Annotated in this window: 26 protein-coding genes; 6 read left to right on the top strand and 20 right to left on the bottom strand. The window is 63.6% G+C overall.

Annotated features, from left to right (window positions below; genetic code table 11):
- Positions 1-58 precede the first annotated feature (58 nt).
- Complete coding sequence (locus tag ABIE49_RS14410) at positions 59-391, top strand: ribbon-helix-helix domain-containing protein (protein ID WP_192738848.1); 333 nt, start codon at positions 59-61, stop codon at positions 389-391.
- A gap of 63 nt (positions 392-454) precedes the next feature.
- Here ABIE49_RS14410 and ABIE49_RS14405 read toward each other — a convergent pair whose 3' ends face one another.
- Genes ABIE49_RS14405 through ABIE49_RS14395 form a run of 3 tightly spaced genes read right to left on the bottom strand, consistent with a single transcriptional unit; the run spans position 455 to position 3042 of the window.
- On the bottom strand, positions 455-2023 hold the full coding sequence (locus ABIE49_RS14405) for a GMC family oxidoreductase (RefSeq protein ID WP_192738847.1): 1569 nt from the start codon (positions 2021-2023) through the stop codon (positions 455-457).
- 41 nt (positions 2024-2064) lie between these two features.
- A complete protein-coding gene (locus ABIE49_RS14400) occupies positions 2065-2613 on the bottom strand; it encodes a gluconate 2-dehydrogenase subunit 3 family protein (protein WP_192738846.1) in 549 nt (182 codons plus the stop codon).
- Between the two features lie 33 nt (positions 2614-2646).
- Positions 2647-3042 (bottom strand): VOC family protein, encoded by a 396-nt coding sequence (locus tag ABIE49_RS14395; RefSeq protein WP_192738845.1) that lies wholly within the window; start codon positions 3040-3042, stop codon positions 2647-2649.
- Between the two features lie 236 nt (positions 3043-3278).
- Here ABIE49_RS14395 and ABIE49_RS14390 point away from each other — a divergent pair, with 236 nt between their 5' ends.
- The 3 genes from ABIE49_RS14390 to ABIE49_RS14380 all read left to right on the top strand — a co-directional run bounded on the left by ABIE49_RS14390 (position 3279) and on the right by ABIE49_RS14380 (position 4523).
- The gene (locus ABIE49_RS14390; RefSeq protein ID WP_192738844.1) at positions 3279-3485 is read left to right on the top strand and encodes a YgaP-like transmembrane domain; all 207 of its coding nucleotides are present in this window, start codon (positions 3279-3281) and stop codon (positions 3483-3485) included.
- Positions 3482-4015, top strand: a complete 534-nt coding sequence (locus ABIE49_RS14385) for an RNA polymerase sigma factor (RefSeq protein ID WP_192738843.1) — start codon at positions 3482-3484, stop codon at positions 4013-4015. Before ABIE49_RS14390 ends, ABIE49_RS14385 begins: the two co-directional genes overlap by 4 nt.
- Before the next feature lie 211 nt (positions 4016-4226).
- Complete coding sequence (locus ABIE49_RS14380; protein ID WP_192738842.1) at positions 4227-4523, top strand: hypothetical protein; 297 nt, start codon at positions 4227-4229, stop codon at positions 4521-4523.
- A 226-nt stretch (positions 4524-4749) separates the two neighbouring features.
- Here ABIE49_RS14380 and arfB read toward each other — a convergent pair whose 3' ends face one another.
- From arfB to ABIE49_RS14340, 8 genes are all read right to left on the bottom strand, one after another.
- Positions 4750-5169, bottom strand: coding sequence for an alternative ribosome rescue aminoacyl-tRNA hydrolase ArfB (gene arfB, locus ABIE49_RS14375; protein WP_192738841.1), 420 nt, complete (start codon positions 5167-5169; stop codon positions 4750-4752).
- A gap of 67 nt (positions 5170-5236) precedes the next feature.
- The gene (locus ABIE49_RS14370; RefSeq protein ID WP_502915906.1) at positions 5237-6610 is read right to left on the bottom strand and encodes a M16 family metallopeptidase; all 1374 of its coding nucleotides are present in this window, start codon (positions 6608-6610) and stop codon (positions 5237-5239) included.
- Positions 6607-7998, bottom strand: a complete 1392-nt coding sequence (locus ABIE49_RS14365) for a M16 family metallopeptidase (RefSeq protein WP_502915905.1) — start codon at positions 7996-7998, stop codon at positions 6607-6609. The genes ABIE49_RS14370 and ABIE49_RS14365 overlap by 4 nt, the downstream gene beginning before the upstream one ends.
- A 153-nt stretch (positions 7999-8151) precedes the next feature.
- Positions 8152-8877, bottom strand: coding sequence for a hypothetical protein (locus ABIE49_RS14360; protein WP_502915904.1), 726 nt, complete (start codon positions 8875-8877; stop codon positions 8152-8154).
- Positions 8878-8998: 121 nt separating this feature from the next.
- A complete protein-coding gene (gene lspA, locus ABIE49_RS14355; protein ID WP_192738838.1) occupies positions 8999-9496 on the bottom strand; it encodes a signal peptidase II in 498 nt (165 codons plus the stop codon).
- A 180-nt stretch (positions 9497-9676) separates the two neighbouring features.
- A complete protein-coding gene (ileS, locus tag ABIE49_RS14350; protein ID WP_192738837.1) occupies positions 9677-12685 on the bottom strand; it encodes an isoleucine--tRNA ligase in 3009 nt (1002 codons plus the stop codon).
- Between the two features lie 199 nt (positions 12686-12884).
- A complete protein-coding gene (locus ABIE49_RS14345; RefSeq protein ID WP_192738836.1) occupies positions 12885-13439 on the bottom strand; it encodes a sugar O-acetyltransferase in 555 nt (184 codons plus the stop codon).
- The gene (locus ABIE49_RS14340) at positions 13436-14407 is read right to left on the bottom strand and encodes a bifunctional riboflavin kinase/FAD synthetase (protein ID WP_192738835.1); all 972 of its coding nucleotides are present in this window, start codon (positions 14405-14407) and stop codon (positions 13436-13438) included. The genes ABIE49_RS14345 and ABIE49_RS14340 overlap by 4 nt, the downstream gene beginning before the upstream one ends.
- Before the next feature lie 243 nt (positions 14408-14650).
- Here ABIE49_RS14340 and ABIE49_RS14335 point away from each other — a divergent pair, with 243 nt between their 5' ends.
- Positions 14651-15046: a response regulator gene (locus ABIE49_RS14335; RefSeq protein ID WP_192738834.1), complete on the top strand. Its 396-nt coding sequence runs from the start codon at positions 14651-14653 to the stop codon at positions 15044-15046.
- Positions 15047-15128: 82 nt separating this feature from the next.
- Here the strand turns inward: ABIE49_RS14335 and ABIE49_RS14330 are convergent, their stop codons facing one another.
- The 9 genes from ABIE49_RS14330 to uvrC all read right to left on the bottom strand — a co-directional run bounded on the left by ABIE49_RS14330 (position 15129) and on the right by uvrC (position 23954).
- Positions 15129-15983 (bottom strand): TIGR01459 family HAD-type hydrolase, encoded by an 855-nt coding sequence (locus ABIE49_RS14330; RefSeq protein ID WP_192738833.1) that lies wholly within the window; start codon positions 15981-15983, stop codon positions 15129-15131.
- Positions 15984-15998: 15 nt separating this feature from the next.
- A complete protein-coding gene (locus tag ABIE49_RS14325) occupies positions 15999-17462 on the bottom strand; it encodes an EAL domain-containing protein (protein ID WP_192738832.1) in 1464 nt (487 codons plus the stop codon).
- A 133-nt stretch (positions 17463-17595) separates the two neighbouring features.
- Positions 17596-18738 carry a YihY/virulence factor BrkB family protein gene (locus ABIE49_RS14320; protein ID WP_192738831.1) on the bottom strand — a complete coding sequence of 381 codons (1143 nt, stop codon included), beginning with the start codon at positions 18736-18738 and terminating at the stop codon, positions 17596-17598.
- On the bottom strand, positions 18738-19316 hold the full coding sequence (locus ABIE49_RS14315) for a phage holin family protein (protein ID WP_192738830.1): 579 nt from the start codon (positions 19314-19316) through the stop codon (positions 18738-18740). Before ABIE49_RS14315 ends, ABIE49_RS14320 begins: the two co-directional genes overlap by 1 nt.
- Positions 19317-19412: 96 nt before the next feature.
- Positions 19413-20387, bottom strand: coding sequence for a 50S ribosomal protein L3 N(5)-glutamine methyltransferase (gene prmB / locus ABIE49_RS14310; RefSeq protein WP_192738829.1), 975 nt, complete (start codon positions 20385-20387; stop codon positions 19413-19415).
- Entirely contained in the window at positions 20387-20854 is a 468-nt protein-coding gene (locus ABIE49_RS14305; protein ID WP_192738828.1) for a molybdenum cofactor biosynthesis protein MoaE, read from the bottom strand. The genes prmB and ABIE49_RS14305 overlap by 1 nt, the downstream gene beginning before the upstream one ends.
- A gap of 8 nt (positions 20855-20862) precedes the next feature.
- On the bottom strand, positions 20863-21114 hold the full coding sequence (gene moaD, locus ABIE49_RS14300; protein ID WP_192738827.1) for a molybdopterin converting factor subunit 1: 252 nt from the start codon (positions 21112-21114) through the stop codon (positions 20863-20865).
- A complete protein-coding gene (gene pgsA / locus ABIE49_RS14295) occupies positions 21111-21725 on the bottom strand; it encodes a CDP-diacylglycerol--glycerol-3-phosphate 3-phosphatidyltransferase (protein WP_192738826.1) in 615 nt (204 codons plus the stop codon). Before pgsA ends, moaD begins: the two co-directional genes overlap by 4 nt.
- Before the next feature lie 114 nt (positions 21726-21839).
- Complete coding sequence (uvrC, locus tag ABIE49_RS14290; protein WP_192738825.1) at positions 21840-23954, bottom strand: excinuclease ABC subunit UvrC; 2115 nt, start codon at positions 23952-23954, stop codon at positions 21840-21842.
- A gap of 220 nt (positions 23955-24174) precedes the next feature.
- Here uvrC and ABIE49_RS14285 point away from each other — a divergent pair, with 220 nt between their 5' ends.
- Positions 24175-24798: an outer membrane protein gene (locus ABIE49_RS14285; RefSeq protein ID WP_192738824.1), complete on the top strand. Its 624-nt coding sequence runs from the start codon at positions 24175-24177 to the stop codon at positions 24796-24798.
- Positions 24799-24822 lie beyond the last annotated feature (24 nt).

Here is a 24822-nt window from a genome sequence, read left to right as displayed (position 1 = left end):
GAGGTCGCCTGCGCAGGTATATCGTTTAGAAAAGTTATAAACTGACGGGAGGACTGCCATGTGCCAGCTGTTCGCGCACCAGCCGCAACGCGACTACGAATCGCAGACCCGATCGCTGCGGATCGGTGGCCATTGCACCTCGATCCGGCTGGAAATGTCGTTCTGGGACACGCTGGAGGAGATCGCGGCGAAGGAGGGAATGAGCCTCGCGAAATTCCTTACCAAGCTGCACAACGAAGTCCTCGACCACCATGGCGAGGTCAACAATTTTGCGTCGCTGCTGCGGTGCTCGTGTCTGATCTATCGTTCCAGGAGTGCGTTGGCAGTGAGTGCCGCGGCGATCGCGGAGTTTGGTGGCAATGCGCCCGTCATTCTCGACGCGGCCGAATAGAGCTTGCGCCTTCCAATAGAATGCGGCCCTGTCCGGGACAGGGCCGCATTGTTATTCAGGCAGCTAGATCTCCTTGCGTTGCATCGCACCTGCGATGTGATCCGCCTGCCGGATCGCCAATGAGACGATCGTCAGCGTCGGATTGCAGGCAGCTCCGCTGGTGAACTGGCTGCCGTCGGAAATGAACAGATTCTTGATGTCGTGCGTCCGGCCGAACTTGTTGACCACGCCATCCCTTGGCTTCTCGCTCATCCGGTTGGTGCCCAGATTGTGGGTGCTGGGATAGGGCGGCGTCGGATAGGTCACCGTGGCGCCGATCGCCTCGTAGACGGCGGCGCCCTGCTTGTAGGCGTGATTGCGCATCGCGATGTCGTTGGGATGGTCGTCGAAATGCACACTCGCCACCGCCATGCCGAACTTGTCCTTGGCCTTGGGATCCAGCGTGATGCGGTTGGTTTCCTGCGGCATGTCCTCGCCGACCAGCCACATGCCGGCCATGCGCGGATAGGCCTCCATCGCGGCCGAGAACGGCCGTCCCCACGCGCCCGGATTGAGGAATGCCGCCATGAAGGGCACACCGATCGACAGCGTTTCCATCTCGTAACCGCCGACGAACCCACGCTTTGGATTGTTGGTGGCCTCATCCCGGATGATGCCGGCCATCGTGGTGCCGCGATACATATGCACCGACTTCTCGAACGCCGCGTAGACGCTGCCGGTCATGTGCCGCATGTAGTTGCGGCCGACCTGGCCGGACGAATTGGCAAGACCGTCGGGGAACATGGTCGATGCGCTGTTGAGCAACAGACGCGGGCTCTCGATCGAGTTGCCGGCAACCGCCACCACGCGCGCCTTCTGGCGTTGCATCGCGCCTGACGCGTCGGCATAGACGACGCCGGTCACTTTGCCCGACGCATCGTGCTCGATCTTGATCGCCATGCTGTTGGGCCGTACCTCGAGATTCCCGGTGTCTTCACCCTTTGGAATCTCAGTATAGAGCGTCGACCACTTCGCACCGGACTTGCAGCCTTGGAAGCAGAATCCGATCTGCTGGCAGGCGGCGCGCCCATCGCGGGGCTCGCTGTTGATGGCCATGTTGCCCGTATGCACGGTCTTGTAGCCGAGCTTCCTCGCGCCGGCCTCGAGCACCCTGAAATTATTGTTGCCGGGCAGGCCGGGAATGCCGTTGGTGCGCGTCACGCCCATCTTGTTTTCGGCCTTGGCGTACCATGGCTCCATTTCGGCGAGTGTGATCGGCCAGTCCAGCAGGTTCGCGCCGGGCAATCCGCCATAGGTCGTCTTCACCTTGAATTCGTGCTCGTCGAAACGCAGCGACGCCCCGGCCCAATGGGTCGTCGAGCCACCGACGGCCTTGACGATCCAGGCCGGCAGGTTGGCGAAGTCCTTGGCGACCCGCCAGCTTCCCGACGTGGTGCGCATGTCGGTCCATGCAAGCTGGGTAAAGCTCTCCCATTCGTCGTTGACGAAGTCATGGTTCTCGATGCGGGCGCCGGCTTCGAGGATCACGACGTTGACGCCCTTCTGTGCAAGTTCATTGCCCAATGTTCCGCCGCCGGCGCCTGAGCCCACGATCACCACCACGCCGCTATCATTCAGATCGAATTTTGCCATTTGGATTTCCTCCTCACCGCTGTTTGTTGAGTTGCCTGGGCCTAGACCTTCGGCAGCCAGTCGATGTCGGCGAAGCCACGTTTGATGTAGCCGCCATGCTCCGCGGAGGAACCTTCGTAACCGAACTTCGGCCACAGCTCTTTTTGGTTGTAGAGCGAGACGACGAGGTCGCCACGAATCTTCTGGAAGAATGCGGTCTGCTCGATCCGCTGCAGCAACACCACGCGGTCCGCTTCCCAGGGCACCTGGGCATAGGCAACCTTGTGTCGGTCGTTGGCGTCCTGATCCAGCCGCGTGACGCCGTCATTGATCAGCGACTTCACCGCCGGGTCCTTCGCCGCCTTGCCGTCCCATGGCTTGATCGCGGTGATGTAATAGCTGTCGCCGAGAAAATCGTGCGGATAGATATCGCGCGCCATCTTGACCAGCGTCTTGAGTGTCGCAGGGGTCAACGACGTGGCACCGTCGGCCCAGGCTTCCCCAATGCCGAGGCCTGTGCTGGTAGCAATCGCAACGGCCGGTACCGCGGTTGCCGCGCCTTGGAGAAAGATGCGGCGATTGTATTTGCTTCGACGATCGACTTCTCTCATGGGTTCCTCCATTGAACGTTTTATTGATTGCGACTAACCGAAGCGGCCACCCCGCTGGATCACTTCGATCTTGTAACCGTCGGGGTCGGTGGCGAAGAAGAAGCGCGCCAGCGTCCGGCCGTCATGCTTGAAGTCGCGCAACGGTCCGGGAGATAGCTTCTCTCGTTCAAACCTGACGTGTTCGGCATCGACGTCGTCGACGACAACGGCGAGATGGCCGTAGCCATCGCCGAGGGAGTAGGGCTCCTTGCGATCGTAATTGACGGTCAGTTCGACCTCGAAGGGCGAGGAGGGATGGCGCAGATAGATCAGCGCAAAATCCGGAAACTTAAGATGATCGGCGACTTCGAGCCCGAAGGCGCGCGCGTAAAAGTCCAGCGACTTCGCCTCGTCGAGCACGCGGATCATCGAATGAACGGGTTTTGCCATTCAGTTCAGCTCCTTTGGGCAGGCGATGATGGCCGTTCGCGTGCACAGAATTTAGGTCGCTGTCCGCAAGCGGTGGTAGTAGCGGGCTGTTTCACGGCAGAACAAAAGCGGCCGGGTTCCGGAAACGGGCGAGATCGGGGTGCTAAAAAACTTGCCAGTCCGCGAACCGAAAGCCCGGCGGGGCGGCTCTATGACACGAGAACGGACAGTTCTCTCGTGAAATCAAAGGAGCTAGAATGTTCTATCGCAAGAATCTGCCGGGCTGGGAGCGGGCGATACGGGGTATCGGGGGCATCATGATGATCGCCTATGGGCTGATGGCGATGCCGGGCACGATGGCCGGCTATGCGATCGCCGGCGCCGGAGCGGTCGCGATCGCGACCGGATTCCTCGGCTTTTGCCCGATGTGCGCCATGGTCGGCCGCCGGCTGCCCTCGCCATGAATGCGCTGGTCCGAACCAGCCGCTGCGATCCCGCCCTGGTCGAGGCGGCGCGGGGCGGGGACGCCGACGCGCTGGTGTCGCTGATATCAGCGGCCCAGCCTGACGTCCGTCGCTACGCGGCGCGCAACTGCCGCGCGGCCGACATCGACGATGCGGTTCAGGAAACGCTGCTGCTGCTGTACCGGCGCGTCGGAACGCTGCGGGCGGTGACGTCGTTTTCGGCGTGGCTGTTCGCGGTCGCGCGGCGCGCCTGTCTGCGGCTCCTGCGCCGGTCGGTCGGAATGGCCGACGCGCCGGCGGAAGACACTGAAACGCGTCTGGCGCATTGGCGTCCCGAAGACCTTCGCATCGACCTTTCGCGCGCCATCCAGTCGCTGCCCGAGCATTATCGCGAAGTGATCCTGCTGCGCGACATCGAGGAATTGTCGATTGACGAGATCGCCGGCGTGCTCGGCCTCTCTCGCGAAAGCGTCAAGGCCCGCATTCATCGCGCGCGGATCATGATCCGGGAATATTTGATTCGCGACTGACACAACGACAGTTCCACGCGCCGCATATTGGGTCGATCCGTGGCCAAGTTTTCGTGAAATTGCCCCGAAATCCCTAAACGAAGACCACACGGCGCGGATTGTCTGGTGCGTGCGCCGTTCGCGACAAATTGCTCTGTGCGATGGGCAGGTCCGGACGGATGGCGCGTGGAACAACCGAACCGCTCATCGCGATCAAACCCAGGAGAACTGAATGAAGTTAGTAAAAACCTCGGCGATCGCGCTTGCCATCTCGGCCATGGTGGCCGGTCCCGTGCTGGCGCAGGGTACCTCGTCCGATAGCAAGATCCGCGGCGGCATGCAGGGCAAGAGTCAGATGCAGGGCGGGACGTCGGCCACCGACGACGAGGAACTCAGTGCGCAGCCGAGTGCGGCCGGACAGAAAGCTGCGAAGACCGGTGCGAAGGGCACCGTCGGCGCCGGCAGTGGCGCGGCCAAGGGCACTGGCGGTACAGCCGGCGATACCGCGACCGGCGGCAAGCGCTACTAGAGCGTTTTCCAGCGAAGTGGACACCGGTTCGCGTGAAGAAAACGCGTCAAAACAAGAATCTGGAGCCACGTTCCGATTCAATCGGAACGGGGTTCTAGTCCCGCGCGAGCTTCAACAGGTTCCAGTTACAACTCGGAAACTCCGGTCGCGCGTCGGCCGGAGTTTTTTCTGACTCGATCAGAACCGAAGCTCTGGCGCAGCAGACCAATGCCCGCCGCCAACTCCGTCAGTCGTCGAAGCGCACCGCGCCGCGCTTCGACTTGACGTCGCTGCGGCTCTTCTTGCCTTCCAGCCGCCGCTGCTTCGAGCCGAAGGTCGGCTTGGTCGCGCGCCGCGGCACCGGCCTCACCATGGCTTCGCGCAACAGTTCGAGCAGCCGGTCGATGGCATCGGCGCGGTTGCGCTCCTGGGTACGGAAGCGCTGGGCGTGGATCACGATCACGCCTTCCTTGGTCATGCGCTGGCCGGCGAGCCGGTTGAGCCGCAGGGCGGCGTCTTCCGGCAGCGTGATCTTGCGCGTGTCGAAGCGCAATTGTGCGGCGGTCGAGAGCTTGTTGACGTTCTGCCCGCCCGGACCGGAGGCGCGGACAAAGCCGATCTCGATGTCGTTCTCGTCGATTGAAAGGTCGCGGGAGACCCGCAGCATGGCGTTCACCGGGCGTGGATTAGAATCGGTGCGCGCAAGATAGCGTTTTTGGACAGAAGTTGCTCTGTCAGTTCGCCTTCGGCGGCGGGGCAGCAACAGCCGGCTGGGCGGCGGCTTGCGGGGCGCGGCCGACGATCACGGTGAGCAGGCCCTTGCCCCACAGCCGCTGTGCGGCCTTTTTGGCGTCGTCGAGCGTCACGGCATCGACGAGGGCGTTGCGCCGTTCGATGTAATCGATCGGAAGCTTGTCGAGCTGGTACTGCAGCAGCGCTGCGGCGAGCTTCGAGGAGGTATCGAGCGCCAGCATCTGCGAGCCCTTTAAATAGGACTTGGCTTCGTCGAGCTCCTTCTGGGTCGGGCCGTCCTCGGCGATACGGCGGATCTCCTTTTCAACGGCATCGACCGTTTCACCGGCGCGGTCGGCGCGGGTGCCGGTATTGCCCACGAACAGGGCGGAGCGGTCCATCCAGAGCAGGGATTGAGAGATCGAATAAGCCAGCCCGCGTTTTTCGCGGACTTCCTTGTAAAGCCGCGACGATGATCCGCCACCGAGGATGTGGTTCACGACATAGCCGGCCATGAAATCCGGATCGTGGCGGCGGATGCCGGGACCGCCGAACATGACGACCGTTTGCGGCACGTCGAGCGGAACGAAGGCGCGCTGCGGCGGCGGGGCGGCCTGGATTTCGGCGACCGGCGTCAGGCCGGCTTTGGCCGGCAATCCGCCGAACGTCTGGTCCAGGAGCTTGCCGAGCGTGTCGGCGTCGACATCGCCGACCACGGATATCCGCAATGTGTCCTTGGCGATGATGCGGCCGGCATAGGCCTTCATGTCCGACACGTCGATCTTGGGCACGCTGTCCAGCGTGCCGTTGGACGGACGGCCATAGGGATGATCGCCGAACGCGACTTCCAGGAACTTGCGGCTCGCCAGCGAGGAGGGGTTGGTGGTCTCGCGCCGCAGGCTGGAGATCACCTGCGCGCGGATGCGCTCGACGTCGGCGGCGTCGAAACGTGCCGAGGTCAATGCCAGCTGCAGCAGGTTGAAGGCTTCGTCCTTGTTGTCCTTGAGCATGCGCAGCGAGCCGCGGAAATAATCCCGCGTCGATGAGAAGCTGAGCTCGATGGCGCGGCGGTCAAGCCGCTCGTGAAAGGTCTTTGAGTCGAGATCGGCAGCACCTTCATCGAGCAGGCCGGCAACCAGATTGCCGGTGCCGGGCTTGTCGGCGGGGTCCTGGCTCGAGCCGCCGCGGAAGGCATATTCCATCGCGATCAGGGGCACGGTGGCGTCCTGCACGAACCAGGCTTCAATGCCGCCGGGAGAGATCAGGCGCTGGATTTTTGCGGCGGCGTGCGTTGGTGCCGAGGTCAGCAACAGCAGTGCCGCGAGGGCGGCAATGGCCGATGTGAAGCGCTGCGCGCCAATCGAAAAATGGATCACGAGCGCTTCTCCTCGCGTTTCGGCGTGGGGTCCTTGATCAGATAACCCGTCACCGAACGCTTCTTGTCGAGCCATTTATGGGCGGCGTTACGGACCTGTTCGGCGGTGACGGCGCGGATGCGATCAGGCCAGCTGCGGATGTCCTCGATGCTCAGGCCGGTGGTGAGCGCGCCGCCATACCAGCGCGCCAGCGTCGCCTGATTGTCCTGCGCGTAGATCGCCTCCGCGATCAGCTGGGTCTTGACGCGTTCGATATCCTCGGCGCGGGCGGGATTCTGGATGACGTCCGTTATCACGTCGTCGATCGCCTGCTCGACTGCCGAGAACTCCACCCCGGGCTTCGGCGAGACCGAGATCGAGAATTGCGACGGATCGAGCGAGGTACCCTGATAGCCGGCACCGGCGTTGATCGCGAGCGGGCGGTCGATCACCAGCGCGCGGTAGAGATAAGAGTTGGAGCCGCCGCCCATCAGTTGCGCAAGCACGTCGAGCGCCGGGCTTTCGCCGGCGGCCGCGGTCGTGGAAGAGGGAACGAGGTAATAGCGCCGCAGGCCGGGCTGTTCGACGCGGGGATCGGACAGCGTCACGGTGCGCGGTGCTGCGGGCACCGGCTCTTGCGGACGAATGCGCTGCGCGGGAATTGCCGGCTGTGCGGGCACCGCGCCATAGGCGTGCTCCACCATCGCGCGGATCTCCTTGGCGTCGACATCGCCGGCGATCACCAACGTGGCGTTGTTCGGCGCGTAGAAGCGCTTGTAGAACGCCAGCGCGTCCTCGCGGTCGAGCTTCTCGATCTCCTGGCGCCAGCCGATCACGGGGCGGCCATAGGGATGGTTGAGATACAGCGCGGCCATCATCTGTTCGTTCAGCCGCGCGTCCGGGTTGTTGGCGACCCGCATGTTGTATTCCTCGAGCACGACGTCGCGCTCGGGCAGAACATTTTCGTCCTTCAGAATGAGGCCGGTCATGCGGTCGGCCTCGAATTCCATCATCCGACCGAGCTGCTCGCGCGGCACGCGCTGGAAATAGCCGGTATAGTCGACCGAGGTGAAAGCGTTTTCGTTGCCGCCGATCCGGCGCACGGTTTCGGAGAATTCACCGGCGGGATGCTTGGCGGTGCCCTTGAACATCAAATGCTCGAGGAAATGCGCCAGTCCCGATTTTCCCGGCGTCTCGTCGGCGGAGCCGACCTTGTACCAGATCATCTGCGTCACGACGGGGGTGCGGTGATCGGGGATTACCACCACGTGCAAGCCATTGCCGAGCGTGAAGCTGGCGGGACGCTCCGACGTCACCGTGGTCTGGGCCGGCGCGCCGCTGCTGGAAAAAGCGATTGTCGAAATCAAAGCGGCAGCGAGCGAAACGGCAAAGCGATGGGGGGACATCATGACCTGTCTGGAAGCCCGAACCCAAGCGTTCGGGACAAAGCCGCGGGATCGTACACCGCGCGTATCACGCCTGATGTCACGATGCAGAGAGCAAAACGCCTGGCGGTACCAACAGCGGTCCTCACCGGTGAGGGCGCGGAGCCGAAATTGGCGTCAGCGTTCCTTGCCCGTCATGACGTCGTAGTTCTTGTTCAGCGATTCCTTGGGCCCGGTGCCGTAGGCATAGTTCGGCGAGGGCGTCTGGTACCCAGCCGGAGGCTCGACCAGCGACTGCCGCGGCGGTTCGCCCTTGAACTCCGCCGACTCGGACTTGTTGCCCTTGAACATACCGAACAAACCGCCTTCATAGCCGAGCTGCGATGGGCTCAGCTGGGGGGCGTTGTTGGTGGTGCCCGGCTGGATCGGATCGTTGTTGGTGCGCGTGGGCGCGGCGGTCCTGCCGACATTGAGTTCGGACGGCGTCAGGGTGCGGGCCGACAGGGTCGGGTCCTTGTTGTCTTTCTTGCGGGCCGCGATCGCAGCCCTGCGGCGCGCCTCGTCCGGATCCTTTGGCCAGTTCGGCGCGTTCGCGGCGGCCGAGGAGCCGGCCGGCCGCGGCAGATCGAGTTTCGGGGGCACCACCAGCGGAGATCGCTCGCGGTACTCGATGCCCTTGCTTTCCATGTTCGTGCCGCCGAGGCCGCTCATGATATTGCCGATGATCTTTTCCTCGAAGGTCCTGTCGTCTTCGTCATCGTCATCGGCCGCGCGCACGGGACCGGCGGCCATCACGAGGCCGACGCCCAGGGCAATGGCGGCGAACCGCATCGCCCGCGTCAGCGAGGTTGTCTGCACCATCCAGAAGCTGGCTTCGGTCTCGCGCATCGCGCTCGTTCCCATTTCAAATTTCCGCAAAACTTGCAAACTTCTACAAAACTTGCCGGCTGGCCTTGAGGCACAATCCCGAGTTTGCGAGGCAATATTACCGCCAAGGAGCCGCAACGGCCCGTATCGACCGGGATCAGGGCGCTTTTGCGGCGGGTACCCCCAGGAAGGAATCATACAATAGGGCTGCTACCCCGGCAACAATGGCCACATCGGCCACGTTAAACACGTACCAATTGAAGGTATTTCCCCCGATCTCGACGTGGAAGAGGGCAAAATCGACCACCGCGCCATAGGCGACCCGGTCGATGGCGTTGCCAACAGCCCCGCCGATGATCAGGCCGAGCGCCACGGTGGCCAGCCAATTGCGCGAGTGGGCCATCCAGACCGCCAGAACGACCACGGCCACCGCCTTGATCGCGGTCAGGATGGCCTGGGCCAGGAAGCCGTCGTTCTGGAACCAGCCGAAGCTGATCCCGACATTCCAGGCCAGCACCAGATCGAAAAACGGCGTCACCTTCACCGCACCCCGCCGGCCGATATCGAACACGAACAGCAGCCAGAGTTTCGAGGCCTGGTCGAGCACCAGGGCTGCGACGGCGGCGATGATCCCGGGGCGGAGGTGAGGGCTCATGGGCGTGACGCCAGCACAATGCAAGCTGTCGTCCCTGCGAACGCAGGGACCCATACGCCGTGCTGGTTATTGGTTGAAAGACCGTGGATCATCTTCCTTGTTCTATCTCAGACGCCGGTGGTTATGGGTCCCTGCGTTCGCAGGGACGACGATAGGATCTTAGACTCGCACTCCAGAATCCTAGACGCCCACTCCGAGCGCTTTCCACTCCCGCAGCGCCTGCGCGTCGCGCGGCGAGACATCAGGATATTCGGCGTCGTCGCCCACGGTCGGCAGGATCTTCCACGACCGCGCGCATTTGGTGCCGACGGCCTTTTCGACCACGACCGCGACGCCGGGAACGTCGGCGAGGGTGAAGGCCGCGGCCGGCGCGTCGTCGTTGGTCACCATCGCATTCGAGGTGATGCACACTTCGGCCAGATCGACGTCGAACAGCGTGTTGAAGATCGCCTTGTCCGACACATAGACCAGAGGCGACGCTTCCAGCGACGAGCCGATGTTCTTGGCGGCGCGTTCGAGTTCGAGCGCGCCGGTGACGACGCGCCTGACGTTGCGGATGGTTTCCCATTTCGCAGCCAGCGCATCGTCGCGGAATGAACCCAGATCCGTCGGGAACAGCGTCAGGTGCACCGACGGCGCGGCGCCCGGCCGGTACATCCGCCAGGCTTCGTCGGTGGTGAAGCTGAGCACCGGCGCCAGCCATTTCAGGATCGAGTCGCAGATGATGTCGATCGTGGTCAGCGCCGCCTTGCGCACCGGCGAGGACGGCGCGTCGCAATACAGCACGTCTTTGCGGATGTCGAAATAGAACGCCGACAATTCGGTGTTCATGAACGCCGACAGGCTGGCGACAACCGTCTTGTAATCGAACTCGGCATAGGCCTGCCGCACGATCGCGGCTTGTCCGCCGAGTTGATGCAGCATCAGCCGTTCGAGTTCCGGCATCTCCTCATGCGCAACCGCGTCACTGGGATTGAAGTGGTGTAGTGTGCCGAGCATCCAGCGAATCGAGTTGCGCAGTTTCTTGTAGGTCTCGACGGTGTTTTTCAGGATCTCCGCACCGATGCGCTGGTCGTCGGCATAATCGGTCGAACAGACCCACAGCCGCAGGATATCTGCGCCGGAATCCTTCATCACCTTTTGCGGTTCGACGGTGTTGCCGAGCGACTTCGACATCTTGCGGCCGTTCTCGTCCAGCGTGAAGCCGTGCGTCAGCACCACGTCGTAGGGCGCGCGGCCGCGGGTGCCGCAGCTTTCCAGCAGTGAGGAATGGAACCAGCCGCGATGCTGGTCTGAGCCTTCCAGATACATCACGGTATCCTCGCCGCCGTCGACCTTGCGGACGATGTTGCCGAGCGTGGGGAAATTCTGGTGGTCTTCCAGCACGAAAGCATGCGTCGAGCCGGAATCGAACCAGACGTCGCAGATATCGTCGACCTTCTTCCAGTCTTCGCTCGCGCGGGACCCAAGAAAGCGTTCGCGGGCGCCGTCCATGTACCAGGCGTCGGCGCCTTCCTCCATGAAGGCCTCGGCGATGCGCTGGTTGACGATTTCGTCCAGCAGGATTTCGGCGGAGCCGTCGCCCTTTTCGCGCACGAACACCGCGATCGGCACGCCCCAGGCGCGCTGGCGCGAGATCACCCAGTCGGGGCGGCCGGCGATCATGCCGTTGATGCGGTTCTGCCCGGCGGGCGGCACCCATTGCGTCACCGAGATCGCATGCAGCGCGCGGGCGCGCAACGTATCGCCGGGCTTGGTCTTGCCGTTGTCAGCGATGTCCTTGTCCATCGCGATGAACCATTGCGGCGTGTTGCGGAAGATCACCGGCTTCTTCGATCGCCAGGAATGCGGATACTGATGTTTGAGGCGGCCGCGCGCCAAGAGCTTGCCGCCTTCGATCAGCACCTTGATCACGGCTTCGTTGGCGTCGCCCTTTTCGCCCTTGTCGTTGATCACGCGCTTGCCGGTGAAGCCCGGGGCGTGGTCGGTGAAGGCGCCGTTCTCGTCGACGGTATAGGGGATCGCGGTGTTGATGCCGCGGCTGTCGAGTTCGCGCGCATTCGCCATCCACGCATCGAAGTCTTCGCGGCCGTGGCCGGGCGCGGTGTGCACGAAGCCGGTGCCGGTGTCGTCGGTGACGTGGTCGCCGGGCAGCAGCGGCACGGTGAATTCGTATCCGCCGCTGAAGCCTTTCAGCGGATGGGCGCATTCCACCGCGTCGAGCGTGTCGGCCGGCAGCTCGCGCACCTTCTTGTAGGCGGTAACGCGGGCCTGCTTGAACACGCTCTCGGCGAGCGCGTCGGCGAGGATCAGGAGGTCGCCGTTCTTGGCCCAATTGTCCGCGGGCGCGTCGGTGACCTCAAACAGGCCGTAGGCGATCTTCGGCGAGAAGCTGATGGCGCGGTTGCCGGGCAGCGTCCATGGCGTCGTGGTCCAGATCACGACGGACGCATTGGCCAGCGCGCCATGCGCCGGCGAGGTGACCGGAAACTTCACCCACACCGTATCCGAGGTGTAGTCCTCATATTCGACCTCGGCCTCGGCGAGCGCAGTCTTCTCCACCACGCTCCACATCACGGGCTTGGAGCCGCGATAGAGCGTGCCGTTGGCGGCGAACTTCATCAGTTCGCGCGCGATCTGGGCTTCAGCGGGATAGCTCATGGTGGCGTAGGGATGGTCCCAGTCGCCGATGATGCCGAGCCGCTTGAACTCCTCGCGCTGCACGTTGAGCCAGTGCGTCGCATAGGCGCGGCATTCCTTGCGGAACGCCACCATCGCCGTGGAGTCGCGGAAGTCGGGCTTCGGCTTGCCCTTGGAGCGGTAGTTCTCTTCCTCGATCTTCCATTCGATCGGCAGGCCGTGACAGTCCCAGCCCGGCACATAGTTGGAGTCGAAGCCGAGCATCTGCTGGCTCTTGGTCACGACGTCCTTGAGGATCTTGTTCAGCGCGTGGCCGATATGGATGTTGCCGTTGGCGTAGGGCGGGCCGTCATGCAGCACGAATTTAGGCCGCCCGTCGGCCGCCTCGCGCAGCTTCTCGTAGAGGCCGATCTTGTTCCAGTGGTTGAGGATTTCCGGCTCGAGCTTGGGCAAGCCGGCGCGCATCGGGAATTCCGTCAGCGGCAGGAACAGGGTCTTGGAATAGTCTGGTCCTTCGGATTTTTCGGACTTTTGCGGTTTTTCGGACATGAATGCTCTGGTTTGGCTGAAAAGGCGCGAGATACGCTGGTCATTCGCGGGGTAAACGGGGAAATCCCGGTCTTGCGCCGAGCCAAAGCTCAGGCGGAAGCCGGGCCGCTAATGGGGATGGTGCGCCGCGCAAACATGGGCTTTCCATAGCAGCCGGAAGGGGAAACCGCAAAGCCCTGCAGGGGTGTCCCCCCGCATCTCAGGACGACTGTTTCGGCCTTGCCGGGTTTCCCGTGACGGTCACGTCAGCGCCGACGTCGCGCGTGACCACGCTGCCGGCGCCTATCACGGCACCGTCGCCAATGGTGACTCCCGGCAGGATTATGGCACCGCCGCCGATCCAGACGTCGCTGCCGATCCGGACCGGGCGCCCGAATTCGAGGCCTTCGCGCCGAGTCTTGGCGTCGCGGGGGTGGTCGGCGGCGTAAATCTGCACCGCGGGCCCGATCTGGGTGCGGTCGCCGATCGATACTTCGACGACATCCAGGATGACGCAGTTGAAGTTCATGAACACGCCGTCGCCGATGCGGATGTTGTAGCCGAAATCGCAGAAGAACGGCGGCCGGATCACGGCATCCTTGCCGACATGGCCGAGGCGTTCGCGCAGCAGCGCGTGCCGCTCCGACACCGGCTGTGCCAGCGCCGCATTGTAACGCACCAGCCAGGCCTTATTGACCGCCTGTTCGGCGCCGAGTTCGGCGTCAGGGCGATACAGTTCGCCTGCGAGCATCTTCTGCTTTTCAGTCTTGCTCAATCAATCACTCCAAGCTTCGGATACGCATCGGGTGCGGCCGCGAGCGCGGCGCGGGCCCGGGCGCTGTCGTCGTCCATCTGGCGGATCAACGCCTCGATGCCGTCGAATTTAAGTTCATCGCGGATGAAGGCGATGAAGGCGACGTCGAGCACCGAGCCATAGAGATCGCCTTTGAAGTCGAACAGGAACACTTCCAGCAGCGGTGCGCCATTGTCGAAGGTCGGACGGCGGCCATAGCTCGCCACGCCGTTGAGCCGTTCGGTTCCGAGCCCGACCCGCACCGCATAGATGCCGTGCTTGAGCGCGCAATTCTTGTCGAGGCGGATGTTGGCGGTGGGATAGCCGAGGTCGCGGCCGCGCTTCTCGCCATGGATCACCTCGCCGGTTGCAAACCACGGTCCGCCCAGCATCGCGGTGGCGTCGTCGATCTGGCCCTCCGCCAGCGCCATGCGGATGGCGCTGGAAGACACCGGCCGCTCGGCGATGTCGACATGGGCCTGGACATCGACTTCGATCCCGAGCCGCGGCGCTTCGCTGACCAGAAGGCTGGGCGAGCCGACCCGGCCCTTGCCGAAATGGAAGTCGTAGCCGACCGCGATGCCGCTGATCCCGAGCCGACCGATCAGGTCATGGTGAATGAAATCTTGCGCTGACGTTCCGGCGCGGCCCTTGTCGAAGGTCATCACCACGGCGCCGGCTAGCCCGGTGGCGGCCAGGAGCCGGAGCTTGTTGGTCTCGTCCGTGAGGCGGAATTGCGGGCTGTTCGGGCTGAAAAAACTGCGCGGATGCGGCTCGAAGGTCACCGCAAAAGCGGGTTTTCCGTGGGCGTGCCCCATGTTCAGTGCAGCTGATATCACGGCCCGGTGACCGAGATGGACGCCGTCGAAATTGCCCATGGCGACCACCGCCCCCTTGGGGATGTCGGCGGCGGGGGTGGTGTCTCGAATAACGGTAAAACCAGTTGTCATGTGACGGATTCTTGCAGGATTCTTGCGGGTTCTAAAAAGACCTTGGGCCGCGATGCGCGCGGCCGGACCGTGACGTGGGGGCGCGGGCGAAGTCAAGCCGGACGGCTTTGGTTCAAAACCGAGGCAATCCACCCGCGCCCGATTAACGCGCTGTTTAACGCCTTGATGCTAGGGGTTGGGCGAGGACTGCGGGTCGCGCAGGCCTGCCGATTTTTAGTGGCATAAGCGTTAGTGGGGGAAGAGATGGCGGTTGATTTGTCGATGTCGGTTCTGGTGGTCGATGACTACAACACCATGATCCGGATCATCCGAAATCTTTTGAAGCAGCTCGGCTTTGAGAATATCGACGATGCCAGCGACGGTTCGGAAGCGCTGAACAAGATGCGCGGCAAGAAATACGGGCTCGTGATTTCCGACTGGAACATGGAGCCGATGACCGGCTACGACCTGCTCAAGGAAGTCCGTGCCGATCCTAACCTCGCCACCACGCCTTTCATCATGATCACGGCGGAATCCAAGACCGAGAACGTGATCGCGGCCAAGAAGGCCGGCGTGAACAATTACATCGTCAAGCCGTTCAACGCGGCGACGCTGAAGACCAAGATCGAGGCGGTCTTCCCGGATATGGCGACGGCGTAAGGCGCCTAGCGGCGATTAGCATCCAAATCTTCGTCATGGCCGGGACAAGCCCGGCCATGACGAAAGCTGTTTCAGCCGCGCGCTACCACTTCAGCTCCCGCATCAGCGCCTTTGGCGGATGGCCGAACAATTCCCTGACCGAGGCCGGGTCGAGCTGGTCGATGCCTTCGAATTCCTCGGAATGGATGCCGCGGGTCACGAACAGGCAGTCGATGCCGAAACCCAAGGCCCCGGTGAGGTCGGTGCGGACGGAATCGCCGATCGCCAGCACCCGGTCGAGCGGGGCCGCATGGCCTCGGTGTTCGGCGGCGAGCGCCATCGCGCGTTCATAGATCGGCCGGTGCGGCTTGCCGTAGAAGATCACCTCGCCACCGAGTTCGCGATAGAGTTCGGCGATCGCGCCCGCGCAATAGACCAGGCGGTCGCCGCGTTCGACGACGATATCAGGATTGGCGCAGATCAGCGGCAGCTTGCGCTCGCGGGCCTGCAGCATCATCGCGCGATAGTCTTCGGCTGATTCGGTTTCGTCGTCGAACGGTCCGGTGCAGACGATGTAATCGGCCTGTTCCAGCGGAGCCATCACCGGATCGAGGCCGCGGTAGATCGAATTGTCGCGCTCCGGACCGAGCCAGAAAACTTTCTGCCCCGGATGGTCGGCGACAAAGTGCCGGGTGAGATCGCCGGAAGAGACGATCGCGTCATAGGTCTCGTCGGCGACGCCGAGCTTGCGCAACTGCCGCTGCACCGAATCGGCGGGCCGCGGCGCGTTGGTGATGAGGATGACGGTGCCGCCGCGCTGGCGAAACGTGTGCAGCGCCGCGCAGGCCACCGGGAATGCCTCGAGCCCGTTATGCACCACGCCCCAGATATCGGAGAGGATGACTTCCACGCCATCGACGAGGTCGCTCAGGTTTTCGACGAACCGGAGTGTGGTCATGACATCGGGCGCCGGTTAGCCCGGTCCGGCGGCGCGGCGCGCCAGCGCGGCATTGCCGGTCGCCCGTGTCGAAGGTTCGACGATCGGCGTGGCGACGGGAGCAGGGGTGCTGGGGGCATTGGAACCATTGGTGCTGTTGGAAGGCGCCCCGCCGGTAGCAGATGCCCCCTCGGGCCGCAACGGCCGGGGCGGCGCGAACAGGAAGCCCTGGCCGAACCGCACGTCGAAATCCAAGAGATCGACCACCGCGCGCTCGCCCTCGATCTTTTCGGCAATCAGGTCGATGCCGAAGCGGCCGAGCAGATCCGACAGGTCAGAGGGGTGAATGTCCGACGTCGAGCTCTGCCTGGGATCGAGCAGCAGCGCCGCTGGAACCTTGATGAAGCGGACGCCGCGGTCGGCGAGTTCCCGCGGTTCGACCCGCAGATCGCTGACATGGTCGATCGAGAAACGATAGCCGCGCTGCGACAGCGCCGCCAGATGCTCGGTCTCGGTCGGGCCGAGGTTGCGGAACGTGGCCTGCTTGAACTCGAGCACGAAGGACGGCGCCAGCGCGCGATTGGCTTCGAGGAAATCGAGGCATTGCGCGAAGGTGGTGGGATTGGCCAGCGTCGCGGCGGAGACGTTGCAGAACACGCCGACATCCTTGTTGCGCACCATCAGGCGGCGCAGCACCTGCACACAGCGCAACATCACCATGTGGTCGATGCGCCCCATCAGGCCGCCGGCTTCGGCGGTGGCGATGAAATCGTCGGCGGCAAGAATCTGGTCGTTGTCGTCGCGCAGCCGCGTCACCGCCTCGTAGAAGCGCACCTTGCGCTGCGGGAGCGTCACCATCGGCTGCAGATAGATGTCGAGCCGGTTCTCCTCGATGGCGTTCTTCACCGCGGCGAGAAGCTGCGGCTGGCTGCGCGCGGCGGCTTCGGCCGGCGCTGGCGCGGTGACCGGTGCCGGCCTGGCGACGACGGGCGGCGCTGCGGCTTCGGTGGATAATGGCGGTGAGATTTGCGGCTCGGCGACGGGCGCAGCCACGATCGCGGCTGGTGCCGGTGCCGGTGGCGCTGCCGCCGCGCCCGAGGCAAACAAATCCTCATGGCTGGCGACGGAGACCGCGAGCTGCTTGACCAGCACGCCGAGTTCGTTGATCTCGCCGACCACGGCCTGGATGCGGTCGCTGCTGGCGGAATTCGCCGACACCACGCGGCCCTCGACGGCCGCGAGCCGGCGGCCGAATTCGGCGACCTGGCGGGCGAGGTCGGCGGTGCCGCGCGACAGGTCCGCGATCTGGCCGCCGACATCGGAGCGATCGCGCAGCCGCATCGAAACCGCGTTGTAGAGGATCAGGAAGGTCAGCGCCGTCAGCGCCACGATCGCGGATTCGGTTCCGCTGATGCCGGCGACCGCATGCAGGACCAGGCCAAGCGAGGCTGCGACCAGCACCATGCAGATGGCGATAAAAATCGTCGAAATGCGAATCATGTCGCGCGCTACGCCTTCAGGTCCGAACTACCCCACCCGGGAAAACGCGGAAGTTGTCAGGCATCGTCCGGTTTGCGCTCCCCCAAGCGCAATGACCTTAGCATCAATGTTGATTCGCAGGTCTAGTGTTCTTTCAGGAGGCTGGAACCGCCGGTCCCAGCGTATCGGCCATGGCGGCATCGCGGCTGCCCAGCGGCTTTCGATGGCCGACGGTGGTATCGACCGCGGTCTGGTGCTCGATTTCCGAGTTCAGCTCCGCCCCGAACAGCACGACGATGGCCGACATCCACATCCACATCATCAGGCCGATGGCGGCGCCGAGCGAACCGTAGGTCGCATTGTAATCGCCGAAGTTCGACAGATACCAGGATAGCGCCGCGGAACCGGCGATCCACAGCAGGGCGGCAAGCAGCGTGCCGATACCAAGCCATTCCCATCGCGGTGCGCGGCGGCTCGGCCCGAACCGGTAGAGGAATGCAAGCGCCGTCAGCAGCGCCGCGAACAGCAGCGGCCACCGCGCGAGGCTCACGATCAACAGCCTATCCGGGGCCAGACCAACCAGACCAAGATGATCGAGCGCCAGCGGAAACGCCACAACGGCGCCGACCATAACCATCAGGGCGGCGATCCCACCGACGGTGAAGGACAGCGAAAGCAGGTTCAATCCGATGAAGCTGCGCTTCTCTCGTTCGTCATAGACCACGTTGAGCGCATCGATCACTGCCTTGACGCCTGCATTGGCACTCCAGAGGGCAAGTCCGAGGCCGAACAGGAAGGTCCAGCCCAGCGCGGTGCTGCCCTTTTCTAGCACCCGTGCAATCTGCTCCTGCACGATCTGGAAGGAGCCTTCCGGCAGCATCACCGCCAGCGTCTGCAGATTGGCGCCGATGGTCGAGGGGTCGGCGAACAGCCCGTACGAGGAAACCAGCGCGGTTACGGCCGGGAACACCGCGAGCAGGCCGAAGAATACGACGCCCGCGGCTGTGGCGAGCAGACGGTCGTCGTTGAACTCGTCATAGGTGCGCCAGAGAATATCTTTCCATCCCGCCCAGGGAATGCTGAACGGGCTGCGCGCGCGCCGGCCGTGGCCATGCTGGGCGAGTTCGCGTGTAAAGTTGCCGTCTTTCGTCGCCGCGGGGCTTCGGGGTTCGGGCGTGGCAGGATCGAGGGGTTCGGGTGCGAACGTCCGGAAGTAACGCTGCGCGCTCAGGATCACGAGGGTGGTGGCCGCGATCAGGATCAGATTATCCGTATGCTCGGAGCGGGCGCGGGACATCAGACTTCTACGTGCCGTGCCTGCTGCCGCCGGCGCACCGCCGCGTAGCCCAACAAGCTAGCCATCAGGATCAAGCCGATTTGCACGTTTCTACTGTCGTGTCCGGACCGGCCGCGACGGCTCCGATGTCCCACGGGCGCCGCGGGGGCTTGCAGGATCGCCGCAGCGGTATCCCGGACGGCCTCGATCTGGTCGGGCTTGACGGGGCTGGCCTTGAGCGCCACCCGCAAGCGGCTGGTAAGCGACGGGAACTGCGGCGGAGGCCGTTTGAGCTTGACGACGGCTACAGCGGCGCAGATGCCGGCGATGACCGCGAGCAGGCCGCCGATGGCGCCAAACGCCCAAAAAAGTCCGTAGTTGATTTCAACCCAGCGAAACAGCGCTGTCGCGCCGACGAGGAGCGCCGCGATCAGAAAAATACCGGCGGCCGCGAAGAGACCGGCGGCGATGGCGTAGGAGGTGACGGTGCCGGTGGCCTGGTTGGTCCGGTCGCGCAGATAGGATTGCGTCGCGCGCTTGACCTGGTTGAGCTTCAGCGCAATGCCAGCGCGCAACAAGCCGCTCGAAGGCCCGGGCATATCAGTTTTTCCTCCACCGGCGACGGCATGATTGCCTCCGCCATGAATGAACGCGGTTTGTTTTCGAATGTTCCGGAAAGTGACTTACGCCAGCGCCTAAAGATCGTCGGCCGTAATATAAAATACTTCGGCTTCCGAATCCTCGGTGTCGAGCCACATCAGCGGCAATTGCGGATAGGCTGCTTCAAGCGCGGGCCGGCAACGGCCGATTTCGCAGAGCAGCCCGCCATCCGGCGTCAGATGTTGTTTGGCCTCGTCGAGGATGCGCCTAACGATGTCGAGCCCGTCAGCGCCGCCATCGAACGCGAGTTTTGGTTCGACGCGGCATTCGCGCGGCAGCGAGGCCATACCTTCGGCGTCGACATAGGGCGGATTTGAAATGATGAGATCGTAGCGTTTGTCGCCCAGCGGCTTGAACAGGTCGCCGCGGTGCAGGTGGAGGCGATGTTGCAGCCCGTAATCGGCAACATTGTGCGCGGCGACATCGAGCGCATCCCTTGAAATATCGACCGCATCGATTTCGGCGTTGGGGAAACTCCGGCTCGCCAGGATGGCAAGGCAGCCCGAGCCGGTGCAGAGGTCGAGCACATTTTCCACCGCCGCCGGGTCCGCGATCAGCGAACCGCCGGTGACGTCGTCGTCGCCGCCGAAATGGGAATCCAGCAATTCGCCGATGAAGGAGCGCGGCACGATGGTGCGCTCGTCGACAAAGAACGGCAGGCCGCGCATGTAGATCTTGTTGACGAGATAGGCGGTCGGCGTCCGCGTGGTGACGCGGCGCTCGATCAGGCTGAGGATCTTCTTGCCTTCGGCGGCCGTCACCCGCGCGGTCGCGAACGCTTCGAACTGGTCGGGGTGAAGATGCAGGGTTTCGCAAACCAGGAACGCCGCTTCCGATACCGGATCGGTGGTGCCATGCGCGAAAACCAGGTCGGCTTCGATAAAGCGGCTCACCGCAAAGCGGACGAAATCCAAGAGCGTCAGCAATTCACCGGCGCGGACTTTTGGAAATTTCGGCTTGATGTATTTCGGCAGACCGCGTTTGACGGGAGCCTTGCTGGGTTTGGCCATCAGGATTTGGTCCAGCGCGCCGCGGCGTCGTCGTCATGGCCGCGCGCCTCGATCCAACTCGTTCCCTTCGCGCTTTCCTCGCGCTTCCAGAACGGTGCGTTGGCCTTCAGATAATCCATCAGGAACTCCGCCGCCTGAAACGCCGCCTGGCGGTGTGCCGACGCCGCCAGCACCAGCACGATGTTCTCGCCCGGCGTGATGCGTCCGAAGCGATGCACCACGGTGAGGCCGGTGAGCGGCCAGCGCGACATCGCTTCGTCGGTGTGCCGCTTGATTTCGGCCTCCGCCATGCCGGGATAGTGCTCGAGCGTCAGTGCCGCGATCGGCTCGCCGTTCTCGCTGCCGCGGCAGATGCCGCTGAAGGTCACGACCGCGCCGACATCGCTGCGGCCCTTGGTCAGCGCCGCAATCTCCTGAGCGATGTCGAAATCGGCTTGCTGGATGCGGATGGTCGCGGCGGCGGTCATTGGAGAGGTCAACCGCCGGTCATCGGCGGAAAGAACGCGATCTCGCGGGCGCCAGATATCATCGCGTCCGGCTTGACATGGGTATGGTCGATCGCCGCGCGGATCACCTTTGGCTTCTCGAACGCGTAGGCATAGGTCTCGCCGCGCTTGGAGAGCCAGCCGATCAAATCGTCCACCGTGCGCACGGCGGCCGGCGGCTCGACCATTTCCTCCGAAATGCCGATCCGTTCGCGCACCCAGGCGAAATATTTGACCTTCATCCCTCATCCTCCTTGATGAGGTGGTGGATGCCGGCGCGGAAATAATCATAGCCGGTATAGATCGTGACGATCGCCGACGTCCACAGTAGGGCGATCCCGATCATGGTGGTCGGGGCGAAAATCTGTTCGCCCGCCTCGCCGGCGATCAGAAAGCCGATCGCGACCAACTGGACGGTGGTCTTCCATTTCGCGAGCTTGGTCACGGGGACGCTGACCCGGAGCGCCGCGAGATATTCCCGCAAGCCCGAGACCAGGATTTCGCGGCACAGGATCACGATGGCGGCCCACAGCGTCCAGCCATGGATGCTGTTGTCGGCGGCCAGCATCAACAGGCAGGACGCCACCAGCAATTTGTCGGCGATCGGATCGAGCATGCGGCCGAAGGCGGATTGCTGATCCCACGCCCGTGCATAATAGCCATCGAGAACGTCGGTCACGGCGGCGGCGATAAAGAGCGCCAGCGCCACCCAGCGCAGCCACAGCGGGCCGTCCATGATGGATTGGGCATAGACGCAGCCGACCACCACCGGGATGGCGGCGATGCGGGCATAGGTCAGGATATTCGGGAGGGACAGGCTCTTGGACTGGCCCTTGGTGGTTGCGATGTTCATCCGTCTTACCAATACCGCTCAGGCGTGAAGGTCAACCGTGCAGGCCCCAGATGATCTGTCGCAGGCGACGGCCAAATGAAACGCCCAGGTGAACGTCATGTGAATCCGCTCCCTTTAACCCGGTTGCGCATGGAAAAACTCGAAAATCTTGCGGGCGCTTTCGGCGCTGACCCCTGGAACCTTGCCAAGGTCGGCAATCGAGGCCCGCTCGATTTCCTTCAGCGTTCCAAAGTGATGCAGCAAGGCACGTTTGCGTGACGGGCCGATGCCCGGAATCTCCTGCAAACCGGCTTCGCGGATGTCCTTTTTGCGCAGTTTGCGGTGCGATCCGATCACGAAACGATGCGCCTCGTCGCGCAGCCGCTGGATGAAATACAGCACGGGGTCGCGCGGTTCGAGCTTGATCGCCTCGCGGTCCGGCATGAACAGCGTTTCCCGGCCGGCGTCGCGGTCCGGCCCCTTGGCCACGGCCAGCAGCGTGACTTGCGTCAGTCCGAGGGTCTCGAAGATCTGCCTTGCCGCGTTGAGCTGGCCGCGGCCGCCGTCAATAATGACCAGATCCGGCCATTGCGGAAACGAATCGTCGTCGGCCTTGATCTCGGCTTTTGCTTTGGCGGTATCGTCTTCCGGCGGTTTCAACAGCCGCTTGAAGCGCCGCTCCAGCACCTCGCGCATCATCGCGTAATCGTCGCCGGGCGTCAGGCCTTCCGACTTGATGTTGAACTTGCGGTACTGGTTTTTGATGAATCCGTCAGGCCCCGCCACGATCATCGCGCCGACCGCGTTGGTGCCCTGGATGTGGCTGTTGTCGTAGACCTCGATGCGCTTGGGCGCATGCGGCAGCCCGAGCGTCGTGACCATGCCCTCCAGCAGGCGGCCTTGGGTCGCGGTATCGCTGAGCTTGCGGCCGAGCGCCTCGCGGGCGTTGGTCAGCGCATGTGCGACCAATTCCTTTTTCTCGCCGCGCTTCGGCGTCGAGACTTCCACCTTGTGGCCCGCCTTGACGGCGAGGGCGTCGGCCAGCAAGGCGCTTTCCTCGATCTCGTGCGACAGCAGGATCAGTTTGGGCGGCGGCTTGTCGTCGTAGAATTGTGCCAGGAACGAGGCCAGCACTTCCTCCGGCGTGAAGGATTTCTCCGCGCGCGGGAAATAGGCGCGGTTGCCCCAGTTCTGGCCGGTGCGGAAGAAGAACACCTCGACGCAGGAATACCCGCCCTCCTGGTGGATGGCGAACACGTCGGCCTCTTCCACGGTGCGCGGATTGATGCCCTGCTGCGACTGGATCGCCGAGAGTGCGGCGAGGCGGTCGCGGTAGAGCGCGGCAGTCTCGAATTCGAGTTCGGCGGACGCCTTCTCCATCTCGCCGGCCAGTTCTTTTTTGACCAGATGGCTGCGGCCGGACAGGAAGTCGCCCGCCTCGCGCACCAGCTCGGTATAGCCGGGGAAATCGATCTCGCGGGTGCAGGGGCCGGAGCAGCGGCGGATTTGATAGAGCAGGCAGGGCCGGGTGCGGCTCTCGAAGAAGCCGTCGGTGCAGGAGCGGATCAAAAACGCGCGCTGCAGCGCCGTGATGGTGCGGTTGACGGCGCCGGCATTGGCGAACGGCCCAAAATACCGTCCGGGCCGCGACTGCGCGCCGCGATGTTTGAGGATCTGCGGCGCCCAGTGGTCGCCGGTGATCAGGATATAGGGAAACGACTTGTCGTCGCGCAGTTGCACGTTGAAGCGCGGCCGCAGCTGCTTGATCAGATTGGCCTCGAGCAGCAGCGCCTCGGTCTCCGTCGTGGTCGAGATGATCTCGACCGCAACGGTGGCCGCGATCATGCGCAGGATTCGCGCCGGCAGCGGCGCGTTGACGCGGGCGTAGGAGGCAAGCCGCTTGCGGACGTTCTTCGCCTTGCCGACGTAAAGCACGTCGTTGCCGGTGTTGAGCATGCGGTAGACACCGGGCGAGGTCGGCGCCAGGCGCACGGCATTTTCGATCGCGGCATGGCCGACCGCAAGCGGACCTTCGGCCACCGCCTCCGTGGTGTCCTCGGCGGTTTCCTCCGCGGGTTCCGGCAGGCGGGCCTCATCCTCGTCCTCGGCGGCAGACGTCGCCGGATCGAGATCGGCGGGGCCAGGCTCCTGAGCAGGGTCCTTTGCAAGGTCCTTTGGGAGCAAATCCGGCTGGGAACCCCGCTGCGGCTTGCCCGGAGCTTTCGGATGGTCGGTAGAATCGTGATCCATGGGCCTAAATTAAGCGCTGCTGGGCGCCATCGCCAGCGTGCCGGCGGCGACCGAGCCCGCGCCCGGTAACACATTCTTAAGACTGATGATCGGGCGGTAAGAGGGCTTAACAACCCTTTAACTTAAAACTCTCGATAAATCTTACAGGAAAAAAGTGGAATTCCGTAACCAAGCCGGCCTCGGCCGGAAGGGTGCGGCTGTTGCGTGGTGGAGTTGAGTGATGGGCAGCTTTGTTTTGCGGGCGCTGGCGGTGGTCGCCGCAGCCTGGACGATGTCGGCGCAGGCGGCCGACATGAATTACGGATCGCGCGCGCCCTATACCGTCAATCAGCCGCTCAACGCCTATAGCTGGGCCGGTCCCTATCTCGGCGGCAATCTCGGCTATGCCTGGGGCTCGGTCGACAACAACCCGACCAAGCCGTCGGGCTTCGCAGGCGGCGTGCAGGCCGGCTACAACTTTCAGAACGGGCCGTGGGTGTTCGGCCTCGAGGGCGATATCAACGCGACCGGCGCGGCCGACACCTTCGCGCCGTGGAAGTTCTCCAACCCCTGGTTCGGCACGCTGCGCGGCCGGGTCGGCTACGCCTTCAACAACGTGATGTTCTACGGCACCGGCGGTCTTGCCTTCGGCGAACTGCGCGCCACCACGTTCGGCCTGTCGGAATCCCATACCACGGCGGGCTGGACCGCGGGCGTCGGCGCTGAAATGGGCTTTGCGCCGAACTGGAGCGCCAAGGTCGAATATCTCTATGTCGACCTCTCCAACACCAGTTTTGTCATCACCGGAGCATCGAACGGCTATAGCTTCGGGCTGATCCGCGCCGGCGTGAATTATCGCTTCTGAGATCAAGAAAACGCAAAGAAACCA

Origin of the sequence: Bradyrhizobium sp. OAE829 (genome assembly GCF_040546575.1) — a bacterium.
Classification (GTDB): domain Bacteria; phylum Pseudomonadota; class Alphaproteobacteria; order Rhizobiales; family Xanthobacteraceae; genus Bradyrhizobium.
The sequence above is the reverse complement of the archived record's forward strand: the minus strand, read 5'-3'. Positions and strand labels throughout refer to the sequence as shown.